Annotated in this window: 13 protein-coding genes; 12 read left to right on the top strand and 1 reads right to left on the bottom strand. The window is 41.0% G+C overall.

Features of this window, described 5'->3' with window-relative positions:
* Positions 1–183 precede the first annotated feature (183 nt).
* Positions 184–363 carry a hypothetical protein gene (locus tag OCV43_RS13505; protein WP_022243963.1) on the bottom strand — a complete coding sequence of 60 codons (180 nt, stop codon included), beginning with the start codon at positions 361–363 and terminating at the stop codon, positions 184–186.
* A gap of 230 nt (positions 364–593) precedes the next feature.
* Here OCV43_RS13505 and OCV43_RS13500 point away from each other — a divergent pair, with 230 nt between their 5' ends.
* From OCV43_RS13500 to radA, 12 genes are all read left to right on the top strand, one after another.
* Positions 594–764 carry a type II toxin-antitoxin system HicA family toxin gene (locus OCV43_RS13500; RefSeq protein ID WP_022243964.1) on the top strand — a complete coding sequence of 57 codons (171 nt, stop codon included), beginning with the start codon at positions 594–596 and terminating at the stop codon, positions 762–764.
* Positions 765–830: 66 nt separating this feature from the next.
* Positions 831–1,253 (top strand): type II toxin-antitoxin system HicB family antitoxin, encoded by a 423-nt coding sequence (locus tag OCV43_RS13495; protein ID WP_022243965.1) that lies wholly within the window; start codon positions 831–833, stop codon positions 1,251–1,253.
* Positions 1,254–1,335: 82 nt separating this feature from the next.
* A complete protein-coding gene (locus OCV43_RS13490; RefSeq protein ID WP_262624347.1) occupies positions 1,336–2,361 on the top strand; it encodes an acyltransferase family protein in 1,026 nt (341 codons plus the stop codon).
* 50 nt (positions 2,362–2,411) lie between these two features.
* Entirely contained in the window at positions 2,412–2,696 is a 285-nt protein-coding gene (locus OCV43_RS13485) for an acylphosphatase (protein ID WP_022243967.1), read from the top strand.
* A 318-nt stretch (positions 2,697–3,014) separates the two neighbouring features.
* Positions 3,015–3,521 carry a 1-acyl-sn-glycerol-3-phosphate acyltransferase gene (locus OCV43_RS13480; protein ID WP_262624346.1) on the top strand — a complete coding sequence of 169 codons (507 nt, stop codon included), beginning with the start codon at positions 3,015–3,017 and terminating at the stop codon, positions 3,519–3,521.
* A gap of 52 nt (positions 3,522–3,573) precedes the next feature.
* Positions 3,574–4,200: a hypothetical protein gene (locus tag OCV43_RS13475; protein WP_262624345.1), complete on the top strand. Its 627-nt coding sequence runs from the start codon at positions 3,574–3,576 to the stop codon at positions 4,198–4,200.
* Between the two features lie 16 nt (positions 4,201–4,216).
* The gene (locus OCV43_RS13470; protein WP_262624344.1) at positions 4,217–4,942 is read left to right on the top strand and encodes a prolipoprotein diacylglyceryl transferase; all 726 of its coding nucleotides are present in this window, start codon (positions 4,217–4,219) and stop codon (positions 4,940–4,942) included.
* 306 nt (positions 4,943–5,248) lie between these two features.
* Positions 5,249–5,476, top strand: coding sequence for a hypothetical protein (locus tag OCV43_RS13465; RefSeq protein ID WP_118173714.1), 228 nt, complete (start codon positions 5,249–5,251; stop codon positions 5,474–5,476).
* A gap of 153 nt (positions 5,477–5,629) precedes the next feature.
* Positions 5,630–7,174: a cadherin-like beta sandwich domain-containing protein gene (locus tag OCV43_RS13460; protein WP_262624343.1), complete on the top strand. Its 1,545-nt coding sequence runs from the start codon at positions 5,630–5,632 to the stop codon at positions 7,172–7,174.
* 31 nt (positions 7,175–7,205) lie between these two features.
* Positions 7,206–9,665, top strand: coding sequence for an ATP-dependent Clp protease ATP-binding subunit (locus OCV43_RS13455; protein ID WP_262624342.1), 2,460 nt, complete (start codon positions 7,206–7,208; stop codon positions 9,663–9,665).
* Positions 9,666–9,754: 89 nt separating this feature from the next.
* The gene (locus OCV43_RS13450) at positions 9,755–10,168 is read left to right on the top strand and encodes a hypothetical protein (RefSeq protein ID WP_022243974.1); all 414 of its coding nucleotides are present in this window, start codon (positions 9,755–9,757) and stop codon (positions 10,166–10,168) included.
* Positions 10,169–10,355: 187 nt separating this feature from the next.
* A complete protein-coding gene (gene radA, locus OCV43_RS13445) occupies positions 10,356–11,729 on the top strand; it encodes a DNA repair protein RadA (protein ID WP_262624341.1) in 1,374 nt (457 codons plus the stop codon).
* Positions 11,730–11,997: the final 268 nt, after the last annotated feature.

The following is an 11,997-nucleotide window of genomic DNA, read 5'->3' as shown; positions in this document are numbered from 1 at the left end:
AAATAACCTCCAAACTGAGTAATTTTATCTTACATCAGTTTGGAGGTTTACACAAACTTTGGGATGCTCCCGCTATTTCAAAAATAGTTTTCACTGAGGGCAAATCGGAGCATATCCGATTACCTTTCTAAGTGGAGTATATATGAAAATATTTGCAATTTCAAGCAAACTTTTTGACTTGCTCTATGGTAATTTGATAGGTTCTAATTTTAATCTGAGATATTTCATTTCGTCATTAATTAATTTGACTGTTTCTACTGCATTTTCATTTTTTGCAGCTTTCAGGATACGCTCAAGTCTTTGAAATTCATCTATTAACATTCCAGTATATTGTTTATCTGTTAACATAGATTCTTCATTCATTTTAACACCTTCTTCCATAAAAATATTATATCATAGTTAAATAGAGCGTAGCAACTTGGAATTTACTATTGATATATGGTTTGTCCTTCCTTTTTTACTGCTTTATAGTAAAAAATGGAATAAAAAGAATTAATTCAAGTTCAATTGATGAAAATGCGTATTAAACACACATAAAAATATTTGCAAATACACAAAAAATGTGTATAATATAATTGAAAGGGGGATACTATTTGAAGAATAGGGAATTAGTAAAGAAACTGGAAGCAGCAGGCTTTTCGTTGGAAAGACATGGTAGTAATCATGATATATATACAAGAGGTTCAGACGAAGAACAGATTCCAAGACACAAAGAAATTAATGAAAGATTAGCAAAGGCAATTATAAGGAAATGGGGATTATAAGAATTCCCATTTCTTATATGATAATTATAAATGATATGATGAGATTAAGAATGGAGGTTGTTTTGTATGAGACAGGTATATCCAGTAATTTTTACACCACTGAATGATAAAAAAGATACTGTATTAATAGAGGTGCCGGATTGGGAAATATTAACTGAGGGGTATGGAATGGCTGATGCAGTGAAAATGGCAAGGGATGCAATCGGTCTAAAAGGAATAACCTATGAAGATAAAGAAAAAAAGTTTCCAGAGGCAAGTTCTATAAATGAAATTGATACTTCTAAGGGTACTTTTGCAGAAGATGGAGAGGGCTATGTATCATTTGTTGATATTGATTTTACAGAGTATCGAAGGAGAGTAGATAATAAAACAGTAAGAAGAAATGTAACATTGCCAAATTGGTTAAATCAGGAAGCAGAAAAAGCACATATAAATGTTTCCAGAGTGTTACAGGAAGCACTTATGTTAAAATTAAATGTTTCAAGATAAAAGTAATCTAAATGATAAAAAATCTTGACATCTCCCGCAAAAGTTCTATAATACATTTTCGGTAATGCGAGGATGTAAAAGGATGAATAAAGAAAGAGACTATTTTTTTGATAATTTAAAAGCGGTATTGATATTCTTAGTTGTGCTTGGACATTTCCTGCTCCCAATCCGTGGAGACAATCCGTTGGTGGTAGTGAAACGGCTCATCTATGTATTTCATATGCCGCTTTTTGTATTTATCTCCGGCTATTTTGCCAAGAAAATTTATAAAAATGGACAATATAATTTTAAGAAAATATTGTATCTGCTGAAAGCATATGTTGTGTTCGTTGTGGCAATTCAGACAGTATATGCCATTGCGGGATTTGAAAAATTTACGGAGATAGATTTCTTTTCCCAAAGTGGTGCACCGTGGTATTTATTTGCAATGATTGTATGGTATCTGACGATACCACTTGTCCGTAAATGTAAAGCGGTGCCGGTTCTTTTGCTTACTGTAGTGCTGGCATTAACAGCTGGCTATTTTAAAAATGTGGGGGACTTTTTATGTCTGTCACGAATTCTGGTATTTGGACCGTTTTTCTATCTGGGTTATTTTCTGGAGCAGAAGACACTGGAAAAAGCATTGCAGCCAAAGCTTCAGAGACTGGTGGTTCCATGCGCGGAGGCAATCTGTATCTTTATTCTGGCATATGGAGCAAGGTTGAAAGATTCCCTGGGAATGGTATATGAAAATATATCCTATTATGAACTGGAAGAAGTGTGGAAAGGACCGATGGTCCGCCTTTCCCTGATGATTGCAGCATTTCTTATTTCCTGGGCAATCATGTTTTTCATTCCGAGAGGAAAGACAAGGTTGTCAGTAATCGGACAGAATACCATGCCGGTATATATGCTGCACCGGATTTTACTGGATATTCTGATGTTTGCCGGAATCTATGATTATCTGGGTGACTGGGGCTGGATAGCATTTTTTATCCTGTTGGGATTAAGTGCCGGAATCGTATATGTGTTAAATAATTCACATGTTGTTAATCAGGTCAACCGGATACTGGCATTACATACGCCACAGTTGATCAGAAACTTAAAAAGGCAACGGGCACGTTAGTCTGGATGGAAGAGATTGATACCATTGGAATGATAAAGAGAGGTGGTCGTATGTCAGAAAATAGAAAAATTCGTGTTTTTTATCAGTTTAACGGATATGTCCAGGGTGTGGGATTCCGCTATCGCATGTCGCATCTGGCGGGGCATTTTGGTGTGACTGGCTGGGTGCGCAATGAATATGACGGCTCGGTACAGGCAGAATTGCAGGGACTGCCGGAAGAAATTGATATGATAATTCAAAGACTCTGCCAGGACCGTTACATCGAAATCCGCAGCATGGACAGAAAAGAACTTCCACTGGATGAGACGGAACGGGGCTTCCATGTAAAATATTAAAATGCAAAAAGCAGCTTCTGGCATACTTTGTCAGGAGCCTTTTTACTTTACAGGAAATTGCTTTCCTATAAAGTAAAAACGCTCTGCGAGGATGCGCACTGCGGCGTATAAGGTAGATGTCGCAAGCGACCGCCGCAGGCGCGAGAATGTGCCAAGGTACATTCTTTGTTCAGAAAAGTTGCAAAAAATAGCAAGAAATAGTAAACTGTGGGATATGCAAGTATACTACTATGAAAATGAATTAGAGGATGAATTCAATGCATTTGACAACTTTGTCATCCAGCTTGCCTTCGAACAGGCTAAATTGAAAAAAAAAAGATGTACCGTGTAATCCGGGAAGGCAATTATACCGGATTTCCGGGATTTTACGGAGTGTTAATGCGCCATTGCAACACACTGCCGTTAAGCTCTAATTTTAAGACCATGGAGAAATTCATTGCTGCCGTAGACAGGGTATTAGAGAAAAATCAATTTGTACTTGTCTATCCGGAGCAGGGAATGTGGTGGAATTACCGGAAACCAAGACCGCTGCAGAAGGGCGCATTTAGCTTCGCTGCCAGAAATAATAAGCCGGTACTTCCCGTATTTATTACCATGGAAGACAGTGATGTTTTAGATGATGACGGATTCTATGTGCAGGAATATACGGTGCATTTCTGTGAACCGATTTATCCGGATCCGAATAAAAAGCGTGCACAGAATTCCTGTGAGATGCGGGATAAGAATTATGAAGCGTGGAAAGCTGTTTACGAGCGGACCTATGGAGAGAAACTGACCTATAGTTGTGATGAGGAACAGTCGATTAAAGAGAAGAAAGCACTCTAATAAAAGTTGCAGGAAATGTAATATGTATTGAGAAAGGGTAAAGGGATAAATTATGAATAATCAGTGGAACCAGATGCCATCAAACATGCCGCCACAGCAGAGACCGCCGATGCCACCGAATATGCCGCCACAGCAGAGACCGCCGATGCCACCGAATATGCCGCCGCAGCAAGGTGGACCAATGCCGCCGAATATGCAGATGCAGCAGGGCAGACCGATGCCACCAAACATGCAGATGCAGCAGAGACCGCCGATGCCACCGAATATGCCGCCACGACAGGGAAAAATGCCACGGCCGGAGCTCTCTCCGGAAGATAAGAAGCAGGCAGACAAATTATGTATTATTTCCATGATTTTGATGTTTGCACCGATGGTAGTAATTTTTCTAAAGAATATTATTCTGGGACTGTTGTTTGATGCAGGAAAAGAAGAATTTTATTATAATATCGCAAGCAGCTATGTATTAGGTTCAATTCTGACTTTTCTTATGGCTGGCTGTGGAATTGCAGCACTGGTACTTATGATTTTGGTCCGTGTAAAATATCCGCAGAGTGTATTTGGTAAAGTGCTGATGTGGCTTTATATTGCACTTGCCATTCTTGTAGTAGTATTTATAGCAGTAACAATTATTACCTGTGGGCTGGCATTCATAAGCTGTGTCCGAAACTGTCCGGGCTGATGAGGCAGGAAAATAAATGATAGATATTACGATTTTGCACTGGAGAATTTCGCCGTATTTTATCTGTTTTCTCTTAAGCTTTGTACTGGCATATCTTTATGTCACATGGTATTTGAAAAAAGCAGGAGTAAAGGGCAGTCATATCTTTTATTCAGAGCTTTTGAATACAGTTCTGGCATTATATTTTGGAGCATTTTATACCTTTATTGTGCAGCTGGCAGAACAGGGTAAAGTAGAAACATTTGGTTTTTCCAGTCTTGGCGGTATGGCGGGCATCCTGCTCGGTGTGTGGATTTTTACAAAAATCAGTAAGGAACATAAGATAGAGCTATGGACTGCATATGTGCTGGCATTGGGACTGATGTATGCGGTTTCAAAGCTCGGCTGTTTTTTTGCAGGCTGTTGTGTTGGCATGAGATATCAGGGACCTGGCAGTATCCGCTATCTTGATAATGGAGCAGCGGGGGAATACCTTTTTCCGGTCCAGCTGGCAGAGACAATCTTATTTCTGCTGGCGTTTTTGTTGCTTCACAGGATGGCAGAACGAAAAAGGAATGGTATAATTCCAAAGAGTCTGTTGCTGTATGCGATATTAAAATTCGTACTGGATTATCTGAGGTATTATGAAGACAGAAAGATTTTCAGTGCGAACCAGTGGGGATGTCTGCTGGTAGCTGTAAGCGTATTGCTCTATGAGGCAGTACGGCAAATTAAACAAAGGGCGAATAATAAAGTAATATAACGGATATGAGAAAAGAGTTTTGTGGGTGTTGTGCCGGCAGAACTCTTTTGCATTGTTATGCATCCAAAGAAGCTGCAGGACAGGTTATGGTGGTTATCAAGCGTTATATTTATTGTAAAAGGTTGGATTCGGAACAAAGTATTTAGAAAAAATCGAAAAATAAGTTTACATAATATAGGTACAAAATATGGGACACATCCTGTTGTAACATAATCTTATCAGAGAGCAAAGCCACTGAAAAATACCAGAAAAGTGGCAGAAAAGCGAAGGAAAAGATAAGAAAAAAGACACAGGGAGGTCACAATTATGCGTGATAATACAGTACATGTAAGAAGAGGAAAGAAACATCCGTCAAGAATGGAAATGATAGTGCTTGCAGCTCTTGCAGCCCTTATGGTAAGCGGTGGAACATTATTACTGCTGGCAGCTTTGCTGGGACAGGATATTACAGACTGGAACCACAGAGTAGCAATTACAGCAGGACTTTCTCTTGCCGGAGTTGTGTGGGGATGGTTAATCAGGGCAAACCGTTAGACATATCCGTGGGATAAGTACGACATGGTTTTTCGAATTGAGGTTGACGCATTCCCGATAGTTTTCTATAATGAAACTGATTATATTGTACAGGAAAATCAAAAGAAGATTTTCTGTTGTTTTGGAGAAAAAGGGAATTGAAGGAGACGGAAAATGAAGAAAACAATTCGTAAGATAGAGATACTTTTCATGTCATTGATTTGCATTTTTGCCATGTCAGGAATGCCGATGCAGGTATATGCAGGTCCTGCGGATAATTCGCTGGAGACACTGACAGTAGCCGAGGGTTCATTATCACCTGCATTTGAAGGAAGCCGTATGTACTATACGGTACAGGTAGCACAGGATGTAAGCAGCGTGACGGTAAGTGCAAAAACGGTAAATCCGGCAGCAACGATTCAGTCCGGGGTGGGAACCACTACCTTAAAAACAGATGGAGATACAAAGATTGACGTAGTAGTGCAGGCAGAGAATGGAAATCTTGCAACTTATCATCTGACCATAACCAAGTCTGCAACAGGTGCTGCAACAGATACTACAACAAGCACAGACACAGGCAATACTCCGGCGGACAATAATACCGGAGCAGATAATGGCACAGATACAGCCACACCGGACGATACTGTATCTGCCTATACCGTGTCAGAAGATTTCGCAGCAGAACAGATTCCGGCAGATTTTACAGAAGCGCAGGTAACTTATCAGGGAGCTGAATACCGTGGTGCTGCTTTTAACAATGGTAATTTATCTCTTTTATATATGACAGATGCAGCAGGAAATGCAGGCTTTTATGTGGTAAATGGCACCGATGGCAGTGTGTGTCCATATATTCGTATCGATAATGGGGATAATTATCTGATTTTAATGACACCTTCGGCAGTGACTTCCTTTGTACCGGGCGAAGCAACCACGCCTATTCAGGTTGGGGACAGTACATTTGAAGATGCATACGCAACAGATACAGAAAATATTTATACCGTATATGGAATGACAAATGATGGACAGGAAGGCTGGTATAATTACAATACCAGTGATGGAACCTTCAGCGAATACCAGTACAGTGACAGCACGGAGGAGGATACCGATACCACCTATCTTCAGAATGCATTAAATGACTTAAATGACAAATATACCGCTAGAAAAGACCGGGATTTAAAAATTATTGCCGGATTAATTGTAGTAATCGTAATTCTTATTTTTATCATTATTAATCTGTTGCTTCGTGGAAGAAGAGGTTATGAAGAAGAGGACGATGATGAAATCGAAGAAGCAGTAGATATCTTTGAAGAAGAAAAACGCAGAAAGGCAAAGAAGAAACAGAAATTCGTAGAAGATGCCGGTAAAGTCGAAGAAGAACCGGTCGAAAAAAAAGAGACCAGTGCAGTGAAGGATTTACCGGAGAAAGCAGAGTCAGAAGAAAAAGAAGAAGCGGATTCCGCCGCTCAGTTACCGGAAGAAGTGGCAGAACGGTTAGGCGAAACTGACTTTATGGAAGAATTTGAAGAAGAACCGGAATTTATGTCCGGCAGAAAGAAACGTGAAAAGGAAAAGAGAGAAAAAAAAGAGAAGAAACGGCGGAGCAAAGATATTTTTGATGACGATGATGAAGATAATGGAATCTTTGCAAGCCATGATGACTTTATTGAAAAAGAATCATCAGATGATGATATTGAAGTAATGGATTTAAATGATTTATAAGAGAATTGGCGCGTAGTGACAGGAGGATTTTATGCATAAACCATATACAAAACAAGCGCAAAAAGTAATAGAACTGACGACAAAGGCAGCCAGAAGCATGCATCATAATTATATTGGAACAGAGCACCTTTTACTGGGATTGCTAAAAGAAGGCAGTGGAGTAGCTGCCTGTGTTCTGATGGATGCGGGAGTAGAAGAAACCCGTCTGGTAGAACTGATAGAAGATTTAATCGCTCCATCTTCGGATGTGGCAGTATTAGACCGGAAAGGTTATTCTCCAAGGATTCAGCATATCATTGAGACCGCTGACCAGGAGGCAGAGCGTTTTGACAATGAGAATATCGGAACAGAACACCTTTTAATTGCATTATTGAAAGAGGCAGACTGTGCCGGTGTACGTCTGTTGAATACACTGGGTGTGAATATCCAGAAGATTTATATCGAGACTCTGGTAGCCATGGGAGAAGACGTAAACCGCTATAAAGAGGAGATTGCGGCAAGCAAATCCGGAAAAAAGAAAGCAGTAGAAGTAACGCCAACCTTAGACCAGTATTCCAGGGATTTAACTGCTATGGCAGCCTATGGTGAGATAGACCCGGTGATTGGCAGAGAGGCAGAGATTGCCCGCGTGATTCAGATTTTAAGCCGCAGGACGAAAAATAATCCATGCCTGATTGGAGAGCCGGGAGTTGGAAAGACAGCTATTGCAGAAGGACTTGCCCAGCGTATTGCATCCGGACTGGTTCCGGATACAGTCCGGGGAAAACGAGTGGTAACACTGGATTTATCCGGAATGGTAGCAGGCTCTAAATACCGTGGAGAATTTGAAGAGCGGATTAAGAAAGTCATTCGTGAAGTGACAGAAGCAGGAAATGTACTTCTTTTCATAGATGAACTTCATACCATTATCGGAGCAGGTGGAGCGGAAGGTGCTATTGATGCATCCAATATTTTAAAGCCATCCCTTGCCCGTGGAGAAATACAATTAATCGGAGCAACCACATTAGAAGAATACCGTAAATATATTGAAAAAGATGCAGCCCTGGAACGTCGTTTCCAGCCGGTAACGGTGGAAGAACCGACGGAAGAGCAGACAATAGAAATATTAAAGGGATTAAGAGAACGCTATGAGAAGCATCATCATGTACAGATTACAGATGCCGGAATTGAAGCCGCAGTGAAGCTGTCTATCCGTTATATTGCAGACCGTTATCTGCCGGATAAGGCCATTGATTTGATGGATGAGGCTTCCTCGAAGGTTCGCCTTGGCGGATTTAAAATGCCGGAGAAGATTAGTGAACTGGAACGTAAGGCTGCTCAGTTAGAGGACGATATGGAGACGGCATTGATGGAACAGCGGTTTGAAGATGCCGGGGCAATCCGCAAGGAGAAGGAAGCTGTCCGGAAGAAATACGAAAAGCAGGTGGAAAAATACCATCGGGATGCAGACAAGAAGAAACTGGTTGTTGGAGAAAATGAAATTGCAGAAATTGTATCTGACTGGACAAAGATACCGGTGAAGAGACTGGCAGAGGGCGAGGCTGCACGTCTCAACCGTCTGGAAAAGACACTGCATAAGCGTGTAGTAGGACAGGAAGAAGCAGTCAGTGCAGTGGCAAGAGCAGTCAGAAGAGGACGGGTAGGATTAAAAGATCCGCATCGTCCGATAGGTTCCTTCCTTTTCTTAGGACCGACCGGAGTTGGTAAAACAGAGATAACAAAGGCACTGGCAGAGGCTGTCTTTGGCGATGAGCAGGCAATGATTCGTGTTGATATGTCAGAGTACATGGAGAAGCACAGTGTTTCTAAAATGATTGGTTCACCGCCAGGTTATGTAGGTTATGAAGAAGGCGGCCAGCTCAGCGAAAAGGTCAGAAGAAAACCATATTCTGTTATTCTTTTTGATGAAATTGAAAAGGCACACCCGGATGTATTTAATGTATTGCTTCAGGTACTGGATGATGGACAGATTACAGATGCCCAGGGCAGACGGGTAGATTTTAAGAATACGATTATCATTATGACTTCCAATGCAGGGGCGCAGTCTATCATTGCACCGAAGAAGCTTGGATTTGCTGCAGGCGAAGATGAAAAGAAGAATTATGAATACATGAAAAATGGTGTAATGGAAGAAGTCCAGAGAATCTTTAAGCCGGAGTTCTTAAACCGAATTGACGAGACCATTGTATTCCGGGCTCTCAATAAAGAGGACATGAAGAAGATTGTCACCATTTTAAGCAAATCTTTAATTGACCGGTGTGAAAAACAGATGGGTATCCATCTGACCATAACCGGCAGCGTAAAAGGATACATTGCTGAGAAGGCATACAATCCGAAATATGGAGCAAGACCATTGCGGCGTATGATACAGACACAGATAGAAGATATGCTGGCAGAAGAGATTTTATCCGGTAAAATCAAGCCGGGAGATGATGTGAAAATCCGCATGGTAAAAAAGGAAATAAAAACCGTTGTGAATTCATCAAAATAACTGGAAAAATGTGTCGAGATAAGCTATAATATTTTCATAAAATTTACGAAAAAGCCATCATGGGATAGTGGCTTATAGGAGGATAAAAAATGGCTGTAGTTGCAGAATTAATTCGTTCAGAAGCAAACGGAACAATCAGTTTTGGAGATTATACACTGGGCGCAAAATCCAAACTGGACAATTTTGAACATGCAGGAGATTTGTACAAAGTTAAGACATTTCGTGAGATTACCAAATTAGAGAGAAATGGAATGTTTGTATATGAATCTGTTCCAGGAACTGCAGTTACAAATATGGCAGCATCTGAAAACGGTGTGGAATTTGAAGTAGAGGGACCGGAAGATGCAGAGATTACACTTGGCTTAATGGAAGAGACAGAGTATGATGTATTTGTAGCAGGAAAATCAATTGGTCAGATGAAGACCAATTTAGGTGGTAAATTAACACTTAGCGTTGAATTAGACCCGGAAACTCCGGTTGCAGTAAAAGTATCCAGGGTATAAATGGATAATCAATAAGATGATAAGAAAGAGAATCCAATTCCAGCGGATTGGGTTCTCTTTTTACTAATTTACGCGAGTAGCGAGAAAAAATCCGGGAGAAAAGAAGGAACTAAGCTCGTAAAGCGTGTTTCTCGCAGTTGCCGGTAGGTAAGAAAGACAGTTATTGCAAGAATAAGGGGGAAAATAGATGGCAAAGGGAAAAGCAACCGTATTTTTCTGCCAGGACTGTGGCTATGAATCATCCAAATGGATGGGACAGTGCCCGGGATGCGGCGGGGGGAATACTTTTGTAGAAGAAGTGATAGATAAATCAGCACCTGCAAAAGTGCGGAAGGAAGCAGCAAAAGCAGAAGTTGTAAAAATTGCAGATATTAAAACAGGACGGGAAGAGCGGCTGACTACAGGACTAAAAGAGTTAGACCGGGTTTTGGGAGGTGGAATCGTAAAAGGTTCCCTTGTTTTAGTCGGTGGAGATCCTGGAATTGGAAAATCCACGCTGCTTTTACAGGTGTGCCGGAATCTTTCCATGCAGAAGACCGATGTATTATATATTTCCGGAGAGGAATCCCTGCAGCAGATAAAAATTCGTGCAGAGCGTATCGGAGAATTTGGCGATACTTTATCACTGCTTTGTGAGACCAATCTGGATACTATCAAAGAAGTGATTAGCAGAACAAAACCGGAAATCGTGGTCATTGACTCAATTCAGACCATGTATAATGAAAATATTACATCGGCGCCTGGCAGTGTTTCCCAGGTCCGGGAAGCAACCGGAGTTCTGATGCAGATTGCAAAGGGGCTTGGTATTTCTATTTTTATTGTCGGCCATGTGACCAAAGAGGGTGTTGTGGCAGGCCCCCGTGTGTTAGAACATATGGTAGATACGGTATTGTATTTTGAAGGTGACCGTCATGCGGCATATCGTATATTGCGTGGCGTGAAGAACCGTTTTGGTTCCACGAATGAGATAGGTGTATTTGAAATGTGTAACGAAGGGTTAAGGGAAGTGGAAAATCCTTCAGAATATATGTTAAGTGGAAAGCCGGAAGGAGCATCCGGTTCTGTAGTGGCATGCTCTATGGAGGGAACCCGTCCGATTCTTTTGGAAATACAGGCACTGGTGTGCCACAGCAATTTTGGAATGCCAAGAAGAACAGCTGCAGGAACGGATTATAACAGGGTCAATCTTCTGATGGCTGTATTAGAAAAGAGACTGGGACTGTCCTTAAGTTCCTGCGATGCATATGTAAATATTGCCGGGGGTATCCGTATGAATGAACCCGCAATTGATTTGGGTATTGTGCTTGCGATTGTATCCAGCTATAAAGATGTTCCAATTGATGAGAAGACCATTTGTTTTGGGGAAGTAGGACTAAGTGGTGAAGTACGCGCAGTCAGTATGACAGCACAGCGTGTGCAGGAAGCTGAGAAGCTTGGCTTTACCACCTGCATTCTACCTGAAGTTTGTAAAGCAGGATTGAAGAAGAATTCAAATATAAATGTAGTGGGTGTCAGCAACGTACAGGATGCCATCCGCTATATTTTATCCAAAGAAAAATGAATTGAGCACACAATTCAAACAATTTAGATAAAAAACGACAAATGACCTACTTTAATAAATATGGCAAAATCGTGTTGACATCCCGAAAATGACGTGCTATTATAAAACTCCACCGCGCAGGAAACGCCTGCTGCGGCGGGAGATAAGAATTAAAAAAATAAAAAAAGTTGTTGACAAAAGCTGACAGACATGATATTCTGTAAAAGTTGCAGGTCAGCAACAAAACACAAAGAACCTTGATAACTGAACAGTGAAATAACCTTGAAAG

The sequence above is a fragment of the Roseburia amylophila genome (genome assembly GCF_025567465.1).
Classification (GTDB): domain Bacteria; phylum Bacillota; class Clostridia; order Lachnospirales; family Lachnospiraceae; genus Roseburia_C; species Roseburia_C amylophila.
The sequence above is the reverse complement of the archived record's forward strand: the minus strand, read 5'-3'. Positions and strand labels throughout refer to the sequence as shown.